Consider the following 21648-nt stretch of genomic DNA (forward strand, 5'->3'; position numbering starts at 1 on the left):
CTCAGCCCCCGGTCATCGGCGGGAAGAAGGCGACCTCGCGCACGCCGGCGAGGTCCGCGTCGAACTCCGACAGCTCCTGATCAAGCGCCACCCGCAGCGCCGAGATGTCGGCGAAGGCCGCGGCGTAGCGCTCTTCGCGGCCCCGCAACTCCGCGACCAGATCGGCGACGGTGGCGGCCTCGGTCTCGATCCGCTCACGCGGCAGGCCGATGCGTTCGCGCACCCAAGCGAAATAGACGACGTCGATCATGGCGCATGCCTCTCGGAGGGGTCGGGCTGCGGCGCGTCGCGCAGGAAAGGCAGCGCCTTGGAGAAGTAGTCCCAGCCGGTCATCAGCGTCAGGATCGCCGCCAGCCACAAGAGCACGATGCCGGTCCACCAGCTGATGATCATGCCCCAGTATTTCCAGACCAGCCCGACCTCGTCAGGCGTGCCACCCGACAGGATCGAGTCGACCATGGTCTCGTCCATGCCGATGCTCTCCATAACGAAATAATGCTCGAAGGCACCAGTAGAAAATAGAACAGCGATGGCCACCATCTGCGCGGTGGTCTTCCACTTGGCGAGCTTCGTTACCTTTAACAGCCCCGCCTTGGAGCCAAGAAACTCGCGCAGCCCCGAGACGAAGACCTCGCGGAACAGGATCAGCGTCGCGGGCAGCAGAATCCACGGGTTCATCCCCGAAAAGCCGGTGATGACCAGAAGCGCGATGATCACCATCGCCTTGTCGGCGATCGGGTCGAGCATCGCGCCGAACTTCGATTCCTGTTTCCAGGCGCGGGCAAGGTAGCCATCGACGAAATCGGTCACCGCCGCGGTGACGAAAAGCACCAGCGCGAACCAGTCGGCCCATGGCCGGATGAAGAAGAGGAACATCACCGCGACGCCGGGCGCGGCGAACAGGCGAAGCACGGTGAGGATATTGGGCAGGGTCCATGTCATGGGCCAAGAGATAGCGCGCTCCCCCCGGTCTTGCCATAGCCAGCGGCCGATCGATGATTGGCGCGCCATGCCTCGACTTTGTTCTTCAAATACGCATGGCGCCCGGCCGGTCAGGGGCGTGCCCGTGGTGAGCCGGGTGTCCGCCTCCGGCGGGCGTATTTTCGGAACAAAGTCGCTGCGAAGCGATCAGCCGTTCTCGTGGAAATGGCCGTAGATCTTCTCCGCGAGGCTCTCCGAGATGCCTTGCACCGCCTTGAGATCGGCGAGGTTGGCGCGGCTCACCGCCTTGGCCGAGCCGAAATGCGCCAGCAGCGCGCGCTTGCGCGTGGCGCCCACGCCGGCGATTTCGTCCAGTGGCGTCGCGCCCACGGATTTGGACCGCTTGGCCCGGTGCGTGCCGATGGCGAAACGGTGCGCCTCGTCGCGCAGCCGCTGGATGAAGTAGAGCACCGGGTCGTTGCGCGGCAGCGCGAAGGGCCGCATGCCGGTGCGGTGGAACTCCTCCTTGCCGTGGTCGCGATCCACCCCCTTGGCGACGCCGATCATCGCCACGTCGTCGACACCCAATTCGTCGAGGATCTGCTGCACCGCGCTGACCTGCCCGGCGCCGCCATCGATCAGCAGCAGGTCCGGCCAGGACGGGCTCTCGCGGTTCGGATCCTCCTTGAGCAGCCGTGAGAAACGACGCGTCAGCACCTCCTTCATCATGCCGAAATCGTCGCCCGGCGTGATCTCGGTGCCCTTGATGTTGAACTTGCGGTACTGGCTCTTCTCGAAACCCTCGGGTCCCGCGACGATCATGCCGCCGACCGCGTCGGTGCCCATGATGTGAGAGTTGTCGTAGACCTCGATCCGGCGCGGCGCCTCGTCGAGACCGAAAGCCTCGGCGAGGCCGCGCAGCAGCTTTGCCTGCGTCGCCGTCTCGGACATCCGCCGTGCGAGGCTCTCGCGCGCGTTGCGCTGGGCGCCCTCGACAAGCTCGGCCTTCTCGCCCCGCTGCGGCACCAGAACCTCGACCTTGCGGCCAAGCTTCTCGCTCAGCGCCTCGACCACCAGATCGGGATCGTCGAGCCCATGGCTCAGGATCAGCTGGCGCGGCGGTTCGCGGTCCGCGTAGAACTGGCCCACGAAGGCCTGCATCACCTCGGCAGGGTCCTCCTCCCCCGAAACGCGGGGGTAGTAGTCGCGGTTGCCCCAGTTCTGGTTGCCGCGAATGAAGAACACTTGCACGCAGGCCTGTCCGCCCTCGAGATGAAGCGCGATCACGTCGGCCTCGGAAACGCCGCGCGGGTTGATGCCCTGCGCGGTCTGCACCTGCGTCAGCGCGCGAATCCGGTCGCGCAGGGCGGCGGCGCGCTCGAACTCCATGTTCTCCGAGGCCTCGGCCATCTGGCGGCCGAGCACCTCCTGCACCTGCGTCGACTTGCCCGACAAGAACCGCACCGCGTCATCGACCGAACGCGCGTAATCCTCGGCGCTGATCTCGCCGGTGCAGGGCGCCGAACAGCGCTTGATCTGGTGCAGCAGGCAGGGTCGGGTGCGGCCCTCGAACACCGAATCCGTGCAGTTGCGCAGGAGGAACGCCTTCTGCAGCTGGTTCAGCGTCCGGTTCACCGCGCCGGCACTGGCGAAGGGTCCGAAGAACTGCCCCGGCCCCTTGCGGGCGCCGCGATGCTTGCCGATCTGCGGAAACGCGTGATCCGAAATGTGGATGTTGGGGAACGACTTGTCGTCGCGCAAGAGCACGTTGTAGCGCGGCTTGAGCTGCTTGATGAGGTTCTGCTCCAGCAGCAGCGCCTCGGTCTCGGTCCGCGTGGTGAGAAACATCATTGAGGCGGTCTCGCGGATCATCCGCGCGATCCGGCCCGAATGTCCGGTGGGGCGGGCATAGCTCGACACCCGGGCCCGCAGGTTGCGCGCCTTGCCGACATAGAGCACCCGGCTTTCGGCATCGAGCATCCGGTAGACGCCGGGCGAGCCGTCGATCAGCCGCAGCTGCGAGCGGATCAGCTCATGTCCGGTCAGTGGTGCCTTCGGGGTATCGGTCTGGGTCTCGGTCATGCGGTCCATATCGGCATCATGCGCGAGCCCTGCAATCTAGCTGTCCCAACGCCATGTGCAAAGCTGTCCACCGTTTCTGGGGATAAGCTGGTGGACAGCGCCGGGAGGGTGTGGATTCGGCTTGGAGAGTCAGAGGGTTGATGAATATGCCTGTTTTTTGGGCGCCGCCAATCCGCTGTTTTTGCAGGGGAAACCCGAGGGGATCGCGAAGATTTCATCCCCACGCCGCGATCGGATGGATTGCGCACAGCCCCGGTGGACGAACCGGTGGACGGGGCCGTGCGCAAGATCAGTTGTGACCTTGGATATCGGGCGTCTGCCAGCCCAGATGCTGGCCGCCATCGACGCAGAGAAGCTGCCCGGTGACGCCGGGCGCGTCGAGGAAGTAGCCCAGCGCCGCGCAGATGTCCTCGGGGTTGGAGCCGCGCTGCAGCACGGTGTTGGCGCGCTGCGCGGCATAGTGCTCGTCGCTCTGCTTCGCACCCTGCAGCGTCGGGCCGGGGCCGATGGCGTTGACGCGCAGCCGCGGTGCCAGCGCCTGCGCGGCGGTGCGGGTGAAGGCCCAGAGCCCCATCTTGGCGATGGTGTAGGACATGAAATCCGGCGTCAGCTTGCGCACCCGTTGGTCGATGATGTTGACAACGAGGCCCTGCGCCACCGGCTCGCCCCGCGCATCGCGGCCCGGCGCGGTGATCCCCTCGGCAATTCTCTGGGTCAGCACGAAGGGCGCGCGCAGGTTGCTTTCGATATGGCGGTCCCAGCTTTCGCGGGTCGCGCTCTCGATGCTGTCATATTCGAAGATCGAGGCGGAGTTGACGAGGCAGGTGATCGGCCCGCCCAGCGCCTCCACGGCACGCGGCACCAGCGCCTGGGTCGCCGCCTCGTCGAGCAGGTCGGCCTCCAGCGCATGCGCCTCGCGGCCCATGGCGCGAATCTCGGCCACCACTTCCTCGGCGGGGCCTTTGGAGGTGTTGTAATGCACGATCACGTCGAAGCCGCGGCGGCCCAGATCGAGCGCCATGGCGCGGCCCAGCCGCGCGCCCGCGCCGGTGACGAGTGCCCGCGCCTTCATGCCAGCACCGTCACGCCATAGGCGACGTAGAGCGCGGTCAGCGCAACGCCCCAGCCGCGCGTCACGTCGCGCCCCCAGTAGACGAAGGGCACCAGCAGCAGCGAGGCCGCCAGCATCACCCACAGGTCGAAGCCGAGGAACTCGGCGCCCACGGGGATCGGTCCCACGAGGCTCGCCACGCCCAGAATTCCAAGGAGGTTGAACATGTTCGATCCAATCACGTTGCCCATCGCCACATCGGCTTCCCGACGGATAGCGGCCATGACGGTCGTTGCAAGCTCCGGTAGAGATGTGCCGATCGCGACGAGGGTGAGACCGATGGCGGCATCCGAGACGCCGAAGGTCTCGGCGATGGACACCGCGCCAGTCACCAGCAGGTCGGCGCCCACCGGCAGGCCGATGACACCGGCCAGCAGATAGGCCGCGACCTTCCAGCCGCGCATCCTCGGGTCGGCGCCCTCGACCTCCTCCTCGGAGAGTTCGCCGCCATTGCCGTTGCGGTGCTTGTGCGCCACGCGGGCGGCATAGATCAGCATCGCCGCCAGCGCCGCCAGCAGCAGCAGGCCCGCGCCCCAGGACAGCACGCCGGTGAAGGCCAGCGCCATGAACAGGAAGGTGGCCCCCATCATCTGCAGAAAGCTCGACCGGGTGTCCGAGCCGCCGCTGGCGTGCAGTGTGGTGATCAGGGCGGGAATGCCGAGGACCAACAGCACATTGGCGACGTTCGAGCCGACGACATTGCCCAGCGCGATGCCGGGAGTGCCCTTGAGGATCGCGTCCACGGAAACCAGCAGCTCCGGCGCCGAGGTGCCGAAGGCCACCACCGTCAGCGACACGATCAACGCCGGTATGCCCAGGCGCAGCGCCAAATTCACCGCGCCCTTCACCAAAGCGTCGCCCGCGAAGACGAGGAGCACCAGCCCCGCCGCCACCATCAGCCAATCCATCAGGTCCTGTCCTTTCCGCAGGGGCAGGGCCCCTTGCCTATCCTCGGCCGCCCGCAGGCGGCGCAGTTCCCCCGCCCGAGCAGGCCCTTCGGACCCTTGGGCTTCGGGAGCCGCAGCTTTCCGAACATCGCGAGCACCACCATGCCCACCAGAAACAGCGTGACGATCTTGATCAGCATCAAAGACCGAAGCGGGCGAAACCCGCGCGCTCCTCGATCATGCCCATCGTCTCCCCGGCCAGCGCCGCACCGAAGCGGCTCAGGAAGGGCCGCCGCTTGGCATAGCGCCGCAGCCGCACCTTGTCGCCGAACCGCGCCTTGAGGGTCGGCACGAGATGGCCGATCCCGTCGGCAAGCCCCTTCTCGACCGCCTTCTGGCCGATCCATATCTCGCCGGTGAACAGGTCCGGGTCATCGGCGATCCGGGTGCCACGACGGCTCTTCACGTGGTCGATGAAGTAGTCGTGCATCTCGGAGAGCCAGCGCTCCAGCCGGGCCACATCCTCGGGCTTTTCGGGGCGGAACGGGTCGAGAAAGCTCTTCGACTTGCCGGCGGTATGCACGCGCCGCTCGATGCCCTGGCGCTCGAGCAACTCATGCGCGCCGAAGCCCGCAGATATCACCCCGATCGAGCCCATGATCGAGCCGCGATCGGCGAAAATCTCGTCCGCCGCCGCCGCGAGCCAGTAGCCACCCGAGGCCGCGACGTCCTCGACGAAGGCCAGCACCGGCACGCCCTTTTCCTCCGACAGCCGGCGGATTCGCGCGGCGATCAGCGCCGATTGCACCGGCGAGCCGCCGGGCGAATTGATCTCGATGGCGACGGCGGCGGGCTTGCCGCGCTTGAAGGCCTTCTCGATCATCGCGGCGGTGCCCGCATCGTCGAGGCCACGCCCGGCGATGCCGATGGCGCCCTGCAGGCGAATGACGGAAACGACGGGGCCCTTGGGGCGGAACGGCAGCCAGTGCATCATGCTCCGACATCTAGGCCCCGCCCTGCCCCATCACAAGGTCAGGAGCGGATCCGCCAGCCGGTGCGGAAGATCAGCCAGATGATCCCGAGGCACAGCGCGGTGAAGCCCGAGATCGCCAGAAGACTCACCCCGATCGGCACGTCGGCCTGCCCGAAGAAGGACCAGCGGAAGCCCGAGATCAGATACACCACGGGGTTGAAGCGAGTGACCACCTGCCAGGCTGGAGGCAGCATCGAGATCGAGTAGAAGCTGCCGCCGAGGAAGACGAGCGGCGTGATCACCAGAAGCGGGATCAACTGCAGCTGCTCGAAATTCTTGGCCCATATGCCGATGATGAAGCCCAAGAGCGAGAAGCTGATGCAGGTCAGGATCAGGAAGGCCAGCATCGAGACCGGATGCAGGATCGTGAGATCGACGAAGAGCGTCGCGGTGGCGAGGATCACCAGCCCGATGAACAGCGCCTTGGTCGCCGCCGCGCCCACGAAGCCCAACGTGATCTCGAAGAAGCTGATCGGGGCCGAGAGATACTCGTACATCGTGCCGATGAATTTCGGGAAATAGATCGCGAAGCTGGCATTCGAGGTGGCCTGCGTCATCACCGAGAGCATGACGAGCCCCGGCACGATGAAAGCGGCATAGGCGATGCCCTCGACCTCCTGGATGCGGCCGCCGATGGCCGAGCCGAACACCACGAAATAGAGCGAGGTCGAAATCACCGGCGAGATGAAGCTCTGCAGCAGCGTACGGAAGAAGCGGGCCATCTCGGCCCTGTAGATCGCGGATACGGCGCCGAAGTTCATGCCGCGTCCTCCTTCACCAGTCCGACGAAAATCTCTTCGAGGCTGGAATTGGATGTGGAGAGATCGGCCAGCTGCAGACCGGCCGCCTGCAGGTCGGCGAGAAGCGCGGTGATGCCGGTGCGTTCGGCATGCGTGTCATAAGTATAGACCAGCGCCTGGCCGCCATCGACCCGCTCCAACCCTTCGCGGCGCAGCGTGTCGGGCAGCGCCTCCACCGGCTCGGCCAGCTCGATCCGGAGCTCCTTGCGGCCCAGCCGCCGCATCAGGTCCTCGGTCCGTTCGACCAGCATGATCCGGCCCTTGGAGATGACGCCGATCCGGTCGGCGATGGCCTCGGCCTCCTCGATGTAATGGGTGGTGAGGATGATCGTGACCCCCTCCCCGCGCAGCCGTTCGACCACGCGCCACATGTCGCGCCTGAGTTCCACGTCGACCCCGGCCGTCGGCTCGTCGAGAAACAGTATTCGTGGACCATGGCTCAGCGCCTTGGCGATCAGCACCCGGCGCTTCATGCCGCCCGACAGCTCCATCACCTTGGCGTCGCGCTTTTCCCAGAGCGACAGGTCGCGCAGCAGCCGCTCCAGATGCGCATCGTCGCGCGGCCGGTCGAACAGGCCGCGGGTGAAGCGCACGTTGTTCCACACGGTCGAAAACGGCTCGAGCGCGATCTCCTGCGGCACCAGCCCGATCAGGTCGCGGGCCCGCCGCCAGTCGCGCACCACGTCGTGGCCGCCGACCTCGACGGTGCCGCCCGTGGGCATGGTGATGCCGCAGATCGTCGAGATCAGCGTCGTCTTGCCAGCACCGTTCGGTCCGAGCAGCGCGATGATTTCGCCCTCCTCGATATCGAGCGACACGCCGTCGAGGGCGGTGAAACCGCCCGCATAGGTCTTGGTCAGGTCACGGACCGACACGATGGGGGCCATGCTACGGAGCCTTCTATGGAATTGCCGGGACGATAACGGCGGGCCGTTGCACACGAAACCCCGGCGATACCGCGATCTCCGCGCATCAGCGCACAGGGCTGTCGGCCGGAACCGATGGGAACGCCTCTCAACGGCTTCGCAGCCGCCACGCCCTGAACGCCTCGCCCGGCAGGATCGCGGCGCAGCGCGCATATCGCCCGGCAAGGCGGGAGGGGTTTGAGGCCGCGCGCCAGAGCCATTCGAGCGCCAGCCGCCGCACCAATGATGGCGCCCGACGCTGGTGGCCCGCGAGGAAATCGAGCCCGGCGCCGATCGAGACGAAGCCCAGCTGCGGATGCCGCGCCCGGCCCCGCGCCGCCAGCCGCTCCTGCTTGGGCGCGCCCAACGCGAGAAACACGAGACCGGCGCCGCTCCGGGCCACCGAATCAAGCGCGGCATCGGCAGCCTCCCCGTCGGGATCGAAGCCCATCGGCGGCGCGATTCGCTCCACCACCTCCAATCCCGGCACCTGCCGCGCCAACGCATCCGCCGCCCGCCGGAGGCTGTCCTCCGTACTACCGATAAAGGCCACCCGAACGCCCCGAGCCGCCGCCAATCGCGCGAGCGGCACGATCAGGTCGGCACCGGGTAGAAGCGCCACTTGGCAACCTGCCAGACGCGACAGCCAGACCACCGGGTTGCCGTCGGCCGTCACGAGGTCCTGAGCCGCATAGGCTGCGCGAAAGCCCGCGTCAGCACGCAGCTTCACCAGATGGTCGAGGTTGAGCGTAGCCAGCGCGAAGCCGCGTCGCGCCGCGAAACGCGCACCGATTTCGGCCAAGAGCGCCGCCTGATCGGTGATGTTCACCCGGACCAGCCCGGCGCCGTGATCGAATTCCATCGCTCTTTCCTCTGGCTCCGCCGGATCGCGATCCGGCCCCTTGGCGCGCGGGCCGCACTCGCTTAGCGATACGGGCGGGGAAACTTGGCCGCCCGATTGTCGCCATCTCCCTTCTGTACCGAGCGGCTCCGGACCGGCAAGCGTGCCGGAGCCCGATGCGACACAACGGAGCCGCGCCGCGATGAAGGACGTTACAGTGATCGGATGCGGCTATGTCGCCGATCTCTACATGCGAAGCCTGACCGCGCATCCCGAAATCCGGGTGCTGGGGGCGCATGACCGCGACGCCGCGCGGCAGGCTGCCTTCTGCGCGCATTGGGGCCTGACGCCACTGCCGGACCCGGCCGCGGCCTGCGAGGCACTGCCCGCCGAGGGGCTGGTGCTGAACCTGACCAATCCCAAGAGCCACGAGACGATCATTCGCGGCTGCCTGCGCGCCCGCCGCCACGTCTGGTCCGAAAAGCCGCTGGTCACCGACATGGAGACCGCCCAGTCGCTGCACGATCTCGCCCGCTCCCGCGGACGGCAGCTGGCCTCGGCACCCTCGTCGGTATTGTCGCAGTCCGCGCAGGGGCTGGGGCGGGCGCTGCGCATGGGCGTCGGCGGTACGCCGCGGCTGATCTATGCCGAGCTCGATGACGGCTTCATCCCGCAGGCGCCCTATCGCGACTGGAAGAGCGAGAGCGGGGCGCCCTGGCCCGCCGAGGACGAGTTCGCCACCGGCTGCACGCTGGAACATGCAGGCTACTGGCTGTCCTGGCTGATCGCGCATCTGGGGCCGGTGCGCCGCGTGGCCTCGGCTGCGGCCGAGGTCGTTCCCGACAAGCCCGGGCTGCGGCACGCGGCCCCGGACTTCTCGGTCGCGGCGCTGTTCTTCGAAAGCGGCCCGGTGGCACGGCTCACCTGCTCGATCGCGGCGCCGCACGACCATCGGCTGCGGATCTTCGGCGATGAGGGCGTGATCGAAGTGGGCCGTGCCTGGGACAACCACGCGCCGGTGCGATTTCGCCGACGGATGCGGCTGCGTCGCCGCCTGCTGGAAAGCCCGCTGGCGCGCGACGTATCGCTCAAGGGCACGCATCAGCCGAAGCCCCGCCGCCGTGGTGCGGCGCGGATGGACTTCGCGCTTGGGCCCGCCGAGATGCTCGACGCCATCGCGGCAGGCCGCGAGAGCCGCCTTGCCGGAGACTACGCGCTGCACCTGACCGAGGTGACGCTGGCGATCCAGGAGGGGGCCGTGCGCGACATGAAAACGCGCTGCGATCCCATGGAGCCGATGCCGTGGGCGACGTGATCGCCGTCACCGGGGCGGGTGGGTTCCTGGGCCGCGCCGTGGTCGCGCGGGCACGGGAAGAGAACTTTCCGGTGCGTGCGATCCTGCGCGGCGATCCTCCCGAGGCTTGGGCGACCGATCCCGGCATCGAGGTGATCCGCGCCGATCTGCGCCGCGAACTGCCACCGCTCGACGGCGCGGCGGCGGTGATCCATGCCGCCGCGCGGATGTCGGGCGATGACGCGGCGCAGGCCCGCGATACGGTAACGCCGAGTGCCGCGCTGTTGCAGCGGGCCGCGCAGGCCGGCGCAAGGCTGGTGCTGATCAGCTCGATCTCGGTGCTGGGAACCCGGGATCTCGCGCCATTTGCCCTCGTGGACGAGGCGACGCCCGTCGAGCCACACCCCGATCGGCGCGACGCCTATACCCGCGCCAAGCTCGCGCAGGAGAGAGACGCGTGCGAAATCTCGGCGCGATACGGCGCGCAGCTTCGGATCGTCCGGCCCGGGGCGATTTTAGGGCCGGGTCGGCTGTGGAACGCGCATATGGGGATCGAACTGGGGCGGCTGGTCCTCGGGCCGCGCCACGCGGGCGAGTTGCCGCTGTGCTGGCTGCCGCATGCCGCGCAGATCCTCGTGCTCGCGGCGACTCGACCGCAGGCGCAGACAATCGAACCGATCCATGCGCTCGACGATGATCGCCCCGACAGGGCGCGCTTCCTTGCAGCGCTGGGCCGGCGCGGCCTGCCGCTCGGCTGGCACGGATTCGACATGGCGGCCCGCGCGTTGGCACCGCTGGGCTCGCGCCCGCCGGGGCTGCTGCGACGCGAGGTACTGCGCGCGCGGCTGATGCCGCTGCGATACGCCAATGCCCGCGCCCATGCGCTGGGCTTCCGGGCCGAAGCCGGGTTCGAGGCGGCGATGGCCGATGCGCGGCGGGCCCGGGCATGACCGGCCTCGGACCGGTGATGTGGCTTACCGGGGAGTACCCCCGCGCCACCGACACCTTCATCCAGCGCGAGGTCGCGGCGCTGCGCCACCTCGGTGTCGCGGTCGAGACCGCCTCGGTGCGTCGCACCGACCCGTCGCACCATGTCGGCCCCGAGCAGCGCGCCGAGGCCGCGGCAACCTTTCACCTGTTGGAGGCCGCGCTGAACCCGTGGCGCATGGCCCGGGCCAAGCTGTCGGCATTGCGGAACCCGGGCCGTTTCCTGCGTGCCCTGGCGCTGGCATGGCGCACGGCGCCCAAGGGGCTGCGGGGCCGCATCTACAACCTGATCTATTTCGGTGAGGCGCTGGTCCTGGCGCAACGCATGAAGGCGCGCGGCATCACGCATCTGCACAACCACATCGCCAAATCCTCCGGCACCGTCGCGATGCTCGCTTCCGAGATATCGGGCATCCCGCACAGCTTCACCCTGCACGGCCCGGACATCTTCTTCGCCCCGGAACACTGGGCCTTGGGCGAGAAGATCGCGCGTGCGCGCTTCGTTGCCTGCATCTCGGATTTCGCGCGGTCGCAGGCAATGCTGTTCTCGGACCCCGCCCACTGGCACAAGCTGCACGTGGTGCATTGCGGCGTGGACCCGGATCTCTATGCAGATGCTCCGCCCCCGCCCGGGGACCGGATGCTCTTCATCGGCCGGCTGGCGGCGGTCAAGGGCGTGCCGGTGCTGTTGCAGGCGCTGGCACAATCACGGGCTAGGCGACCGGAGCTGACGCTCGACCTCGTGGGTGACGGAGAGAACCGCGCGGCGTTGGAGGCCATGGCTCGCCAACTCGGCCTCGAAGCCGCGGTGCGGTTCCACGGCTACAAGGGACAGGCCGAGGTGGCACGGATGCTGAAGGAGACGGGCGTTCTGATCCTTCCCTCTTTCGCCGAAGGGGTACCGGTGGTGCTGATGGAGGCGATGGCCGCTGGCCGGCCGGTGATCGCCACCCGGGTGGGCGGCGTGAGCGAACTGGTCGGTGACGGCCGTTCCGGCCTTCTGGTGCCGCCGGGAGCCGAGATGCCGCTGGCAGCGGCAATGGTCGCTCTCGCGGGCGACGCGGCGCGCCGTAGCGCGATGGGGGCCGAGGGGCGGGCCCGGGTGCTGGCCGAGTTCGACGCCGCCAGCGAGGCGGCGCGGCTGGCGCGGCTGCTGTGCGACGGCCCCGGCGGACCGGTCCGCCCGGAACTGATCGCATGACCGCGCGGATCGGCGTCGTGGTCATCGGCCGAAACGAAGGCGCGCGGCTCGGCGCCTGCCTCGCCTCGCTCGAAAACAGCGGGGCGCGGGTGGTCTATGTCGATTCCGGATCGACCGATGGCAGCCTCGACATCGCCCAAGCGGCCGGAGCGCGGATCATCGAACTCGACGCCGGAGCCCCCTTTACCGCGGCCCGCGCCCGCAATGCAGGCTTCGAAGCATTGCGGGAGGCAGGTCTGCCCGAGTTCGTGCAGTTCGTCGATGGCGATTGCACGCTCGAACAGGGCTGGCTGGAGGCGGGCGCGTCGGCACTTGTCGCCGATCCGGGCATCGGCATCGTGACCGGCTGGCGCAGCGAGATCGCCCCCGAGGCCACGGTCTACAATGCCATGGCCGAATGGGAGTGGCACCGCCCTGCCGGCGACATCCCGGCCTGCGGCGGCGACATGATGCTGCGCACCGAGCTGTTCGAGCGGATCGGCGGCTTCGACGGCGCGATCATCTGCTCGGAGGACGAGGATCTGTGCCTGCGGGTGCGGGGCCTCGGTCTGCGCGTGCACCGCCTGCCGCGAGTCATGACCCGCCACGACATCGCGATGACCCGTTTGGGCCAGTGGTGGCGTCGCGCGGTACGCGCGGGCCACGGCTTTGCCGAGGTGGGCGACCGCCACCCCGGACATTTCAGGGCCGAGCGACGCCGGGTGCGGCTATGGGGAATGGCGCTTCCTGCGGCGGCTCTGGCCGGAATGATCGCATGGGGCGCGGCGGCGCTTCTGATCGCGACGGCATTGTTGGCGATGAGCTGGGGGCGCAGCGCGCTGAGGCTGCGGCGGACGGGCCAGCCGCGTCGGCGCGCCCTCGGCCTCGCAGGGCTCTTGGTCCTGTCGAAGTTTCCGAATGCGCAGGGCATGCTGACCTACCGGCTGCGTCGGCTGCGCAAACGCGAAATGCGACTGATAGAGTACCGCTAGCCACCGCGCCGGGCACGGCCCGATCGGGGCTTATTCTCGCCCCCGTTTCCGGTCTATCCTCGCGCCGATTTGGCCGGTGACGGGAATGGCGGAGATGAGCGAACGCAGCAGGCGCGACGGACGGAGGCGGCTTGAGCCCGGGGCGCGCACGGCGATTCTCGACCGGATCGCGGCGCTGCAGCCAAAGCCCGCGTCTCCCTCGCCCGCCGGGCCAGCCCCGGCCGAAACCGACGACACCACCCGGGCGCTGCGCGCCGCCGTGCTGGGCAAGGACGAGGTCCGGCTGCCGCAGCTGCATGACCTGTGGGGCAGCCTGCGCCGGATCCCGGTGAACGAAGCCGTCCTCGAGAGCAACCTCGTCATCACCGCAAGTCGCCGCGACCCCGCCCATACCGCCTTCGACCTGCTGCGGACCCGCCTGCTGCAGGCGCTCGACGAGCATGGTTGGAAACGTGTGGCGATCACGTCGCCGACGCGGGGCTGTGGCAAGACCTTCACCGCCGCCAATCTCGCCATCGCCTTGTCGCGCTATGAAAACCGCCGCACCGTGCTGCTCGATCTCGACCTGAGGGCGCCGGGACTCGCCGAGGTTATGGGCGCACCGGCGCCGGGACCGATCGCCGACTGGTTGCGCGGTGCCACGTCCAGCAGCACCCAGTTGCAGCGCGTCGGGCAGAACCTGCTTGGCATCGGCGGGCTCGCGGTCGGCCTCAACGACCGTTCCGAGACCTATGCGGCCGAGCTGCTGCAGGACCCCAAGACCGCGGCCGTGCTCGACCAGATGCAGGAGGAGATCGCCCCCGACGCGGTGCTGTTCGACCTGCCCCCCGCGCTGAGCCAGGACGACGTGACCGCGTTCCGAAGCCGCTACGACTGCGTGTTGATGGTAGTGGGCGGCGGCCACAACAGCGCCGAGCAGATCCGCGAAGCCGTGCGCCGCATCGGCGAGGACAAGCCGATCCTCGGCATGATCCTGAACCGTGCCGAGGAGGACCGCGCCTCGGGCAGCGGCTAGGAGATCAGATCGGCAACCGGCGCCACCACCCCCGCATGCCGCTGCGCAGCCGGCCCCAAATCCCCAGAAAACGCCCGGCATCCCGCCGCTGCGCTGCCCGGGCGCGACGCCGCGCCTGACGCCGATCCAATTCGGGAATCACCACGACGGGCCGCACGCCGAGCGCCCGCTCCATCTGCGCGGCGGTGCGGATCTGCGGGTTCACCGCCTCGAGCGAAAGCGCGAGGCCGAGCGCCGCCAGAAGCACGCCGAACCCGCCTGCGACCGCGATCTTTCGGCGCGAGGAGGAGACCGCGTAATCGGGCGGCACCGCCCGTTCGAGGATCTCGAAGCGCGTGGTCTCGTCACGGCTTTCGAGCAGCTGCGCCATCGCGGCCTCTGTGCGCCGGGCGGTGACCGCCGAGAGCGCCTGCTGCAGCTGTTCGCGGCGGCGCACGAAATCGTTGTAGCGGCGCTCGGTCTCAGGCGCGGCCGCGAGTGCCGCCTCGATCCGGGCGATATTGTCGGCGATCAGCTGCCGTTGCTGTTCGAGCAGGCTGCGGCGACGCGTCAGCTCGTCCTCCCGCAGCCGGTCCGAACTGGTCTCGAAGGCGATGATCTGCTGTTCGAGGTCGATCCGCTGCGCCACGAGCCCCGAGAGCTGTTCGCGCTGGGCCGGAAGGCTGCCGGGCAGCGAGTCGAAGCGGGCCTCTTGGAACCGCGCGAACTCCTCCTCGAGCGCGGCCAGTTCCGCGCCGAGCCGCGCCTCCTCGCTTTCGAAGAAATCGAGCGTGCGCGCCGTGCGGCCCTCGCGCCGGCTCTGCGCGGCGGTAACGATCTCTTGCAACAGGGCATTGGCGAGATCGGCAGCCAGCTGTGGCTCGTCGAGTTCGACCGTGATCGACAAGCCGGAGGGCACGGTTTCGGGGCGCCAGGCCAAGGCCGGGTTCACCAGCTTGGTGATCTCGATCGAGGCGCGGGTCTGCACCAGCCGCTCATGCGGCGGCAAGAGGGCGAACAGATCGAACCGCTCGGCCAGTTCGAGGATCTTCTCGCGCGCCATCACCTGCTGCTCGATCAGGTCGAGCTGCGTGTCGGCGATGACGGCGGCGTCGCCCCCGGCATCGACCAGCGGCGTCTCGATCTGGATCACCGCCGTTGCCTGAAAGACCGGCGGACGCGTCATCGCGAACCAGAGAACGAATGGAATTCCCAGAACGCAGACAAGGGCGATGGCCCAAGCCCGGCGGCGCAGCGCGCCGCGCAGGTCGCGCAGTGAGGCAAGATGTTCCATGACCAGCTCCCGTTCGTCGCGAGGGCCGAAGGCCACCCGCGCCGGTCCAATTTCCGCCACACCCAAGCCACAATCTAGGGCCTCGGGCATCATCTGACCATGGCGAACCGCCCGGTCAACTCACTGTTGCAGGCCGCGAAACCCGGGCGGCGCCCGCATGACCACGATCAGGCGATCGGAACATATCCCCCACCCCCCGCGAAATACGGTCCCGGCCCCATAAGGTCCGGCCGTTCGCAACAGCCGTGCCGCAAGGCCCTCGCCCGTGACCTGAACGCGCATGGCATCGAAGCCGAGCAGGGCACGGCTCCGAGGATATTGCGCCTTGTAGGCAGCCTCCTTGGCCCCGAAGACGAGCCGGGCCGCAAGGCCCGGCTCCAGCCCGGTGACCTCGATTTCGCCCGGAAGGACGATCTCGGGCCAGAGCGCGGGCTCCAGCGGCAAGGCGGCGGACAGATCCAGACCGAGATCGCCCCCCCGGCATAGAGCGGCCACCGCGAGGCCGTCATCATGGCTGATCGAGCCGTGCATCCCCTGGGGCCAGACAGGCGCGCGATCCGGTCCCATCGGGACCGCCCGCGGCGGCAGGTCGAGCCGTTCCATCGCCAGCCGCGCCGCCGCCCGCCCGGCGGCGAACTCCGCTTGCCGGGCGGGACGGGCCCGCGCCATGGCTGGCGCCTCTTCGGGCCAGAGCACATGTCCGGCACCGATGCGCACCACCGCGGCGGCGGTGCCAGTACCGCCAAGCCTCTCGATCAGGGCGGCAAGCTCAACCAAGACCTTGGCGCCGGGCCCGCAGCTGCCTGCGGCGCGCCATGATCTCGTCCCGTGCATTCGCCGAAGCGAGCGGTGCGACCGGTTCGGCGGCCTCGGGCGCGGTCAGCTCCGCCTCGATCCGGGCCGCGAGATCGGCCAGGCGCGGCAGGCCGAAGATATCGGTGATCCTCAGATCCGGCAGGCCGAGCCGATCGCGAATTTCGCGATGCGCCCGCACCGCCAGCAGGGAATGGCCGCCGAGATCGAAGAAACTATCGTTCGGCGAAACGGCCTCGATCCCCAGAAGCTCCCGCCAGATCTCCGCGATCTCGGTTGCGGCGGCACCGCGACGCAAGCCCGCGACCTTGATGGTTGCCGGGCTCGGCGCAGGGTCTGCGGGCATGGGCGTGGGCGTGAGCGTGGGCGTGGGCGAGACTGCGGTACGGTGTGCCGGCGGCGGCGGCAAGGCGGCGCGGTCGGTCTTGCGATTGGGCGTCAGCGGAAACCGCTCGAGAGCAACGATCCGCGTCGGCACCATGATCGCCGGCAGACGCGTCGCCAGTTCGCGTCGCAACTCCGCCTCGTCGATTGTCTCCGTGGTCTCCAGATATGCCACGAGCCGCGTATCGCCGGGAGTGTCCTCGCGCATCACGGCGACGCAGGGGCCAAAACCCGAGATCGCGTCGAGGGCCGCTTCGACCTCGCCCAACTCGATCCGGTGGCCGCGAAGCTTCACCTGCCCATCGGCGCGGCCGATGAAATCGAGCACCCCATCGGAGCGCCAGCGTGCGAGATCCCCGGTTCGGTAGATCCGCTCGCCCGGCCGGAAGGGGTCGGGGCGGAACCGCTCGGCGGTCAGTTCGGCCCGCTCCCAATAACCGCGCGCCACGCCCGCGCCGCCGATCCACAGCTCGCCTTCCGCCCCCACCGGGCAGGGCGACATCTGCGCGTCAAGTACATAGGTCCGGGTGTTGCGGATCGGCCGACCGATCACCGAGGCCGGCAGACCCGCCTCTATCGTGGCGCTGGTGGACCAGATCGTGGTCTCGGTCGGACCGTACATGTTTTCCAGATGCATGACCCCGGCTCCGCGCAATTCCTCGACCAGCGCGGCGGGCAGCGCCTCGCCGCCCACGAGCATGTGCCGCAGACCTCCCAGCGCGGCGCGGCTCACCGCGTCGGCGGCAAGCATCCGGGCCATCGAGGGGGTGCATTGCAGATGGGTGATATCATGGCGGCGGATCTGCGCCGCGATCGACCGGTCGCTCGGGGGTGGCCCGGCATCATCGACCGCAGGACGCCCCGGCTGCACCAACGCCGCGAGACGCGGCAGCCCCTCCATCACCTGGGCCGGTGCGATCCCGAAATCGATAAGGCAGGCGATCTCGTCCACCCCGGCGGCCTGCAGCATCTTGATCCGGGCCAAGCCGTCTTCGACTGTGCCGAACAGCCCCTGCTCTTCAAAATACCGCTCGAAGGCGTGGTCGAGGACCGCCGTTTCCTCTTCAGGCGTCAAAGCGCCGGGATCGACCGCATCGCCCCTTCCACGACGAAACGCCGGGAATTCCGCGGCATGTCGCGCAATGAGCCCGTTGGCCGAGCGCAGATAATCGATCATCGGGCCGCGCGCCACCTCGCGCGCGGCGGCGCGGCTCTCGGCGAGATAGGTGTGCAGCATCACCGTCACCCGCCGCGACGCCGGATCGTGCCCAGCCTCGATCAGCGCAGCGCGCCATTCGGCGATCCGTGAGGACAGATCCGCGACGCTCTGGCCCAGAAGATGCGTCAGCACATTGGCGCCCGCCAGCCCCGCCTCGCGCCAGCTCGCGGGGTTGCCCGCAACGGTGATCCACAAGGGAAGCTCTGACGAGACCGGGCGCGGTCGGGTCTGAACCTCCTGCATTTCGCCTGCCGCGTCGGGAAAGGCCACCGCCTCGCCCCGCCACAGACGGCGCACGGCATCGGCCGCGTCGCGCAGCGCCTTGCGGTTGGCGGGCGGCGCCGCCTCGGGGCGCAGCACGAAGTCCTGAGGCTGCCAGCCCGCCGCCAGCGCCACCCCTGCACGCCCGCCCGACAGCCGGTCGATCACCGCCCAGTCTTCGGCGATCCGCGCCGGGTGATGCAGCGGCGCGACGCAGCTGCCCGCGCGGATCGCCACATGCGAAGTGACGGCCGCCACCGCCGCACCGGTCACCGCCGGGTTGGGATAGGCCGCGCCGAAGCCGTGGAAATGCCGCTCGGGCGTCCAGACCGCCTCGAACCCATGCGCGTCGGCAAAGCGGGCCCCGTCGAGCAACAGGGAATAGTCGTCCGTGTCCCCCGCCTCGTGGCCCCAGTAGAACAGGCTCAGCGACGGCCCGGCCACAGCGGTCACTGGCGTCGTCTCCGAGGAGGTCAAGAGCCGCTCCTCGTCGCCCTGGACCACGACCTTGAGGCCGCGCGACAAAGACCAGAACAGTTCGAGCACCGAGATATCGAACGAGATCGAGGTGACGGCGAGCAGCGCGTCGCCGGGACGGTGCGGCACCCGCTCGTCCATCCCCTCGAAGAAATTCAGCACGTGGCGGTGCTCGATCATCACCCCCTTGGGACGGCCCGTGGAGCCCGAGGTATAGATCAGATAGGCAAGATCCGAACCCGTGGGGGCCTCATCGAGCGGCGCGGACTCGGCCGTGCCCAGTCGCGGGTCGTCGAGCCGCAGCAATGCCGCCTCGCCGGCTGGCAGATCCGACGCGATGTCGGGGGCGCTGACCACGATCGCGGCAGAGCTGTCTTCGAGATAGAGCGCGAGCCGTTCGCGTGGATAGGCCGGGTCGAGCGGCAGATAGGCGGCGCCGGACTTCATGACCGCCAGCGCCGCCACCACCATTTCGATCGAGCGGCCCATATGCAGCCCGACGCGCATGCCCGGGCCCGCCCCCATCTCGCGCAGCACCCGCGCCATGCGGTTGGAGCGCGCCTCCAGTTCCGCATGGGTGAGGCGCTCCTCACCGAAGACCAGCGCGACGGCCTCCGGCGCGGTGGCGGCGCGACGGGCGATGGCGGCGTGAATCGTCCCCTCGGGCACCGGACCCGCGGTGTCGTTCCAGTCCTCGATGAGTAGCACACGCTCGCCCGGCGACATCGCGGGCAGCGCCGTGCAGGCCGTATCGGGATCGGCGTCGATCATGGCCATGAGCCGCGCCGCGAGCAGATCCAGCGCACCGGGTAGCAGCGTGCCGCCCGCCGCTCGCAGGATGCCAGCCTCGGGATCGAAGCCGAGACGCGCCCCGGGCGCCCGCGTCGGCCCCAGTGCCAATGCGGGCGGGACGAGGCCCAGCCGCATCGGCAGATCCGCCGCGAAACCGACTTCGGCGCATGCGGCGCGCATTTCCGCGTCGAATCGGTCGGAAAAGCGCGACAGGCTTTCTCCCGGTTCCGGAATGACACGCAGGGGAACCCAGTCCGCCACATGAGGGTCTTCTGCGGCGGGCCGAACCAGCGCCAGATCGGCAGCACCGTCGCAGAGCCTCGCCGCCAACAGCGCCCAGGCCGCGGCGCGAAGGCGCGCCGACCCACGCGGTTCGAGCGCCCGGCGCTCCTCAGCCATGTCGGGACGCATCGGAAGAGCCGTCGCGAGGCCGGGCAGCGGCACCGGACGCAGCGCCTCCAATCGCCTTCGCCAGCCCCGCTCGGCCCGTGCGACATGCTGCATACGCATGGTGAGTGCCGCAGCGTCGCGGATCGGCGCCAACCGGGTACCGGCCTTGGGCAGCGCGACTGGCGCTCCATCTGGCCGAGATAGTCCCGAAAGCCGCAGCACACCGTCTTCGAAGACCAGCTCCAACGCGTCGTCCATGGCCGCGCGGATCGTGCCGGGCGGTTCGGGCTGCGCCCCCGACTCCAGCAGCTGCGCCGTGCCGATCAGCAGCAACCGACCTTCATGCGAGAGCTTGGGACAGCAGAGCGGGTTCGGATGCGCACCGTGATCGAGCGCCCGGACCAATCGCAGTGCCGCATCGACCGGGCCACGCCCGTCGATCAGCGCATCTGCATCCGGCCGGTCGGCGGCGCGGTGCATCCGGCCTTCCATCGCAGGCTGCGGTCGGCGCCGGAGCCCGTGGCGCATCTGATCGATCAACTCCGGCAGGGTTTCGAGCGCCAGCGCAAAGCAACGGGCATTGAGGCTCTGCGCGGTCTCGTCCGGGTCGATGTCGAAATCCCGACGGATCAGGATGTCCCCCGCATCCACGCCCGGCGTCATCATGTGCCACGATACCGCATGGCGACGTGCGCCTTCGAGCAGCGCCCAGACCGGAGCATTGCGCCCGACCCTCTCGGGCAGCGGTCCATCATGAAAATTGATGGCACCTGCGGCGAAGCGCGCCAGCGCGGGGGCCGGCACCAAGTCGAGATTCCCGGCGCTGAGAAGCCAGTCGATGCCTTCGGGCAGGTCGTCGAGCCGGTCGGGATCGTGCCGGGGGATGCCGTGCTCCTCGGCGAAGGCATCCAGCTCCGGGTAGCGGCTCGCCACCAGCGCCAGCCGAAAACCCGCTTCGCGCAGCGACCGCGCGGCCTCGAGGCTCAGCGCGGTGGCGCCGATCAGTGCAACGCTGCCGCTCATGCCGCCTCCTCCCTTGCCCGGGTCGCCCGCAAATGACGCAATTCGTGACGCAGCAAGTCGCGCAGATATCGCGGCGGATCGCCCGGATCGCGCCGCATCGCAACGCAGCGAAGCCGGTGAAGCCCCCCTGCCGCGAGATGCAGCAGCGTCGCTACGGCCGCACCCGCATCGCCGTGATGCTTGCGGAAATAGTGCCGGCGCGACTCGAACCAGTAGTCGGGAACGCGGCGCCACTCGTTCATCCTGGTCGAGACCGATCCGATATGGGTGACGCGGCTTTCGCGCACGAAATGGGTCTCGAAGCCCGCGTCGCGCGCGCGGCGACAGAGGTCGGTTTCCTCGAAGTAGAGAAAGAAGGTTTCGTCGAAACCGCCGATCCGCTCGAACAGTTCGTGCCGGATCATCAGGCTGGCCCCCGAGACCCAGTCCACCCGACAGGTCTGCTCCGGCACCTCCATCCATACCCTTCGTCGCGACAAAAGCCGCGAGACAGGGCCGAAACGCAACGGTCCCTCGATCTCGGACAAGAGCGAGGGGAAGCGGAAGGCCGCGAGATGCGGCGTACCGTCCGGATCGCTTATCAGGCTCCCGGCAAGACCCGCCGCGGAATGGGCCGCCAAGTGCTTGACGAGAGCGGCGATCGCCCCGGGCTCGGGAAAGGCGTCGGAGTTGAGGATGTAGACGAGGTCCGGACGCTCGCCCTTGGCGAGGGCGTCGCGGATGCCCGCGTTGTTGCCCGCGCCGAAGCCACCATTGCGGCCGGATTGCACCACGCGCACCCGGTCCCCCCAGCCGCGCGCGGCCACGCCGGCGCGCAGCCGCTCTTCCGAGCCATCGCCGGAATCGTTGTCGACGATCACGATCCCGCCCTCGATCCCGGCCATCGCGACCACCGCGCTTTCGGCGGCGCGCAGTGTCATCTCCGGCGTGCGCCAGTTCAGGATCACCGTCAGAACAGATGTCATCGC

General features: G+C 68.9%; 19 protein-coding genes. 5 read left to right on the forward strand and 14 right to left on the reverse strand.

All coding sequences use genetic code 11. The annotated features are described in order from the left end of the window. Nucleotide 1: 1 nt before the first annotated feature. The 10 genes from moaD to ACRAQ3_RS13880 form a co-directional block, all read right to left on the reverse strand. Complete coding sequence (gene moaD, locus ACRAQ3_RS13835) at nucleotides 2-250, reverse strand: molybdopterin converting factor subunit 1 (RefSeq protein WP_432255009.1); 249 nt, start codon at nucleotides 248-250, stop codon at nucleotides 2-4. Beyond that, on the reverse strand, nucleotides 247-942 hold the full coding sequence (gene pgsA / locus ACRAQ3_RS13840; RefSeq protein WP_085896241.1) for a CDP-diacylglycerol--glycerol-3-phosphate 3-phosphatidyltransferase: 696 nt from the start codon (nucleotides 940-942) through the stop codon (nucleotides 247-249). Before pgsA ends, moaD begins: the two co-directional genes overlap by 4 nt. A gap of 186 nt (nucleotides 943-1128) precedes the next feature. Next, a complete protein-coding gene (uvrC, locus tag ACRAQ3_RS13845) occupies nucleotides 1129-3012 on the reverse strand; it encodes an excinuclease ABC subunit UvrC (protein WP_432255010.1) in 1884 nt (627 codons plus the stop codon). Nucleotides 3013-3292: 280 nt separating this feature from the next. After that, complete coding sequence (locus ACRAQ3_RS13850) at nucleotides 3293-4075, reverse strand: SDR family oxidoreductase (RefSeq protein ID WP_432255011.1); 783 nt, start codon at nucleotides 4073-4075, stop codon at nucleotides 3293-3295. Continuing rightward, on the reverse strand, nucleotides 4072-5022 hold the full coding sequence (locus ACRAQ3_RS13855) for a calcium/sodium antiporter (protein ID WP_269395646.1): 951 nt from the start codon (nucleotides 5020-5022) through the stop codon (nucleotides 4072-4074). The genes ACRAQ3_RS13850 and ACRAQ3_RS13855 overlap by 4 nt, the downstream gene beginning before the upstream one ends. Further along, nucleotides 5022-5201, reverse strand: coding sequence for a hypothetical protein (locus ACRAQ3_RS13860; protein WP_085896244.1), 180 nt, complete (start codon nucleotides 5199-5201; stop codon nucleotides 5022-5024). Before ACRAQ3_RS13860 ends, ACRAQ3_RS13855 begins: the two co-directional genes overlap by 1 nt. Next, entirely contained in the window at nucleotides 5201-5995 is a 795-nt protein-coding gene (locus tag ACRAQ3_RS13865) for a S49 family peptidase (protein WP_432255012.1), read from the reverse strand. Before ACRAQ3_RS13865 ends, ACRAQ3_RS13860 begins: the two co-directional genes overlap by 1 nt. Before the next feature lie 38 nt (nucleotides 5996-6033). After that, on the reverse strand, nucleotides 6034-6795 hold the full coding sequence (locus tag ACRAQ3_RS13870; protein WP_269395644.1) for an ABC transporter permease: 762 nt from the start codon (nucleotides 6793-6795) through the stop codon (nucleotides 6034-6036). Then, nucleotides 6792-7721 (reverse strand): ABC transporter ATP-binding protein, encoded by a 930-nt coding sequence (locus tag ACRAQ3_RS13875; protein ID WP_432255013.1) that lies wholly within the window; start codon nucleotides 7719-7721, stop codon nucleotides 6792-6794. The genes ACRAQ3_RS13870 and ACRAQ3_RS13875 overlap by 4 nt, the downstream gene beginning before the upstream one ends. A 127-nt stretch (nucleotides 7722-7848) precedes the next feature. Beyond that, a complete protein-coding gene (locus ACRAQ3_RS13880) occupies nucleotides 7849-8601 on the reverse strand; it encodes a WecB/TagA/CpsF family glycosyltransferase (protein ID WP_269395642.1) in 753 nt (250 codons plus the stop codon). Between the two features lie 181 nt (nucleotides 8602-8782). Between ACRAQ3_RS13880 and ACRAQ3_RS13885 the strand changes: the two genes are divergently transcribed. From ACRAQ3_RS13885 to ACRAQ3_RS13905, 5 genes are all read left to right on the forward strand, one after another. After that, nucleotides 8783-9895 carry a Gfo/Idh/MocA family protein gene (locus ACRAQ3_RS13885; protein WP_432255014.1) on the forward strand — a complete coding sequence of 371 codons (1113 nt, stop codon included), beginning with the start codon at nucleotides 8783-8785 and terminating at the stop codon, nucleotides 9893-9895. Next, nucleotides 9883-10824, forward strand: coding sequence for an NAD-dependent epimerase/dehydratase family protein (locus tag ACRAQ3_RS13890; protein WP_432255015.1), 942 nt, complete (start codon nucleotides 9883-9885; stop codon nucleotides 10822-10824). The genes ACRAQ3_RS13885 and ACRAQ3_RS13890 overlap by 13 nt, the downstream gene beginning before the upstream one ends. Then, nucleotides 10821-12062, forward strand: a complete 1242-nt coding sequence (locus tag ACRAQ3_RS13895; protein ID WP_432255016.1) for a glycosyltransferase — start codon at nucleotides 10821-10823, stop codon at nucleotides 12060-12062. Before ACRAQ3_RS13890 ends, ACRAQ3_RS13895 begins: the two co-directional genes overlap by 4 nt. Next, the gene (locus ACRAQ3_RS13900) at nucleotides 12059-13033 is read left to right on the forward strand and encodes a glycosyltransferase (RefSeq protein WP_432255017.1); all 975 of its coding nucleotides are present in this window, start codon (nucleotides 12059-12061) and stop codon (nucleotides 13031-13033) included. Before ACRAQ3_RS13895 ends, ACRAQ3_RS13900 begins: the two co-directional genes overlap by 4 nt. Nucleotides 13034-13127: 94 nt before the next feature. Then, a complete protein-coding gene (locus tag ACRAQ3_RS13905) occupies nucleotides 13128-14048 on the forward strand; it encodes a CpsD/CapB family tyrosine-protein kinase (protein WP_432255018.1) in 921 nt (306 codons plus the stop codon). Nucleotides 14049-14052: 4 nt separating this feature from the next. On the opposite strand, the gene ACRAQ3_RS13910 is transcribed toward ACRAQ3_RS13905, so the two are convergent. From ACRAQ3_RS13910 to ACRAQ3_RS13925, 4 genes are all read right to left on the reverse strand, one after another. Then, nucleotides 14053-15321, reverse strand: a complete 1269-nt coding sequence (locus ACRAQ3_RS13910; RefSeq protein ID WP_269395636.1) for a Wzz/FepE/Etk N-terminal domain-containing protein — start codon at nucleotides 15319-15321, stop codon at nucleotides 14053-14055. Between the two features lie 120 nt (nucleotides 15322-15441). Next, nucleotides 15442-16098 carry a 4'-phosphopantetheinyl transferase family protein gene (locus ACRAQ3_RS13915; protein WP_269395635.1) on the reverse strand — a complete coding sequence of 219 codons (657 nt, stop codon included), beginning with the start codon at nucleotides 16096-16098 and terminating at the stop codon, nucleotides 15442-15444. Further along, nucleotides 16091-20680: a MupA/Atu3671 family FMN-dependent luciferase-like monooxygenase gene (locus tag ACRAQ3_RS13920; protein ID WP_432255019.1), complete on the reverse strand. Its 4590-nt coding sequence runs from the start codon at nucleotides 20678-20680 to the stop codon at nucleotides 16091-16093. The genes ACRAQ3_RS13915 and ACRAQ3_RS13920 overlap by 8 nt, the downstream gene beginning before the upstream one ends. Beyond that, the gene (locus ACRAQ3_RS13925; protein WP_432255020.1) at nucleotides 20677-21645 is read right to left on the reverse strand and encodes a glycosyltransferase; all 969 of its coding nucleotides are present in this window, start codon (nucleotides 21643-21645) and stop codon (nucleotides 20677-20679) included. The genes ACRAQ3_RS13920 and ACRAQ3_RS13925 overlap by 4 nt, the downstream gene beginning before the upstream one ends. Nucleotides 21646-21648: the final 3 nt, after the last annotated feature.

The organism is Limimaricola sp. AA108-03 (assembly GCF_050847355.1).
In the GTDB taxonomy this organism is placed as follows: Bacteria; Pseudomonadota; Alphaproteobacteria; order Rhodobacterales; family Rhodobacteraceae; genus Limimaricola.

What these genes read in the sequence shown, in the direction of transcription:
- moaD (WP_432255009.1), bottom strand. Translation starts at nt 250, where the DNA reads ATGATCGACGTCGTCTATTTCGCTTGGGTGCGCGAACGCATCGGCCTG.
- pgsA (WP_085896241.1), bottom strand. Translation starts at nt 942, where the DNA reads ATGACATGGACCCTGCCCAATATCCTCACCGTGCTTCGCCTGTTCGCC.
- uvrC (WP_432255010.1), bottom strand. Translation starts at nt 3,012, where the DNA reads ATGGACCGCATGACCGAGACCCAGACCGATACCCCGAAGGCACCACTG.
- ACRAQ3_RS13850 (WP_432255011.1), bottom strand. Translation starts at nt 4,075, where the DNA reads ATGAAGGCGCGGGCACTCGTCACCGGCGCGGGCGCGCGGCTGGGCCGC.
- ACRAQ3_RS13855 (WP_269395646.1), bottom strand. Translation starts at nt 5,022, where the DNA reads ATGGATTGGCTGATGGTGGCGGCGGGGCTGGTGCTCCTCGTCTTCGCG.
- ACRAQ3_RS13860 (WP_085896244.1), bottom strand. Translation starts at nt 5,201, where the DNA reads ATGCTGATCAAGATCGTCACGCTGTTTCTGGTGGGCATGGTGGTGCTC.
- ACRAQ3_RS13865 (WP_432255012.1), bottom strand. Translation starts at nt 5,995, where the DNA reads ATGATGCACTGGCTGCCGTTCCGCCCCAAGGGCCCCGTCGTTTCCGTC.
- ACRAQ3_RS13870 (WP_269395644.1), bottom strand. Translation starts at nt 6,795, where the DNA reads ATGAACTTCGGCGCCGTATCCGCGATCTACAGGGCCGAGATGGCCCGC.
- ACRAQ3_RS13875 (WP_432255013.1), bottom strand. Translation starts at nt 7,721, where the DNA reads ATGGCCCCCATCGTGTCGGTCCGTGACCTGACCAAGACCTATGCGGGC.
- ACRAQ3_RS13880 (WP_269395642.1), bottom strand. Translation starts at nt 8,601, where the DNA reads ATGGAATTCGATCACGGCGCCGGGCTGGTCCGGGTGAACATCACCGAT.
- ACRAQ3_RS13885 (WP_432255014.1), top strand. Translation starts at nt 8,783, where the DNA reads ATGAAGGACGTTACAGTGATCGGATGCGGCTATGTCGCCGATCTCTAC.
- ACRAQ3_RS13895 (WP_432255016.1), top strand. Translation starts at nt 10,821, where the DNA reads ATGACCGGCCTCGGACCGGTGATGTGGCTTACCGGGGAGTACCCCCGC.
- ACRAQ3_RS13900 (WP_432255017.1), top strand. Translation starts at nt 12,059, where the DNA reads ATGACCGCGCGGATCGGCGTCGTGGTCATCGGCCGAAACGAAGGCGCG.
- ACRAQ3_RS13905 (WP_432255018.1), top strand. Translation starts at nt 13,128, where the DNA reads ATGAGCGAACGCAGCAGGCGCGACGGACGGAGGCGGCTTGAGCCCGGG.
- ACRAQ3_RS13910 (WP_269395636.1), bottom strand. Translation starts at nt 15,321, where the DNA reads ATGGAACATCTTGCCTCACTGCGCGACCTGCGCGGCGCGCTGCGCCGC.
- ACRAQ3_RS13920 (WP_432255019.1), bottom strand. Translation starts at nt 20,680, where the DNA reads ATGAGCGGCAGCGTTGCACTGATCGGCGCCACCGCGCTGAGCCTCGAG.
- ACRAQ3_RS13925 (WP_432255020.1), bottom strand. Translation starts at nt 21,645, where the DNA reads ATGACATCTGTTCTGACGGTGATCCTGAACTGGCGCACGCCGGAGATG.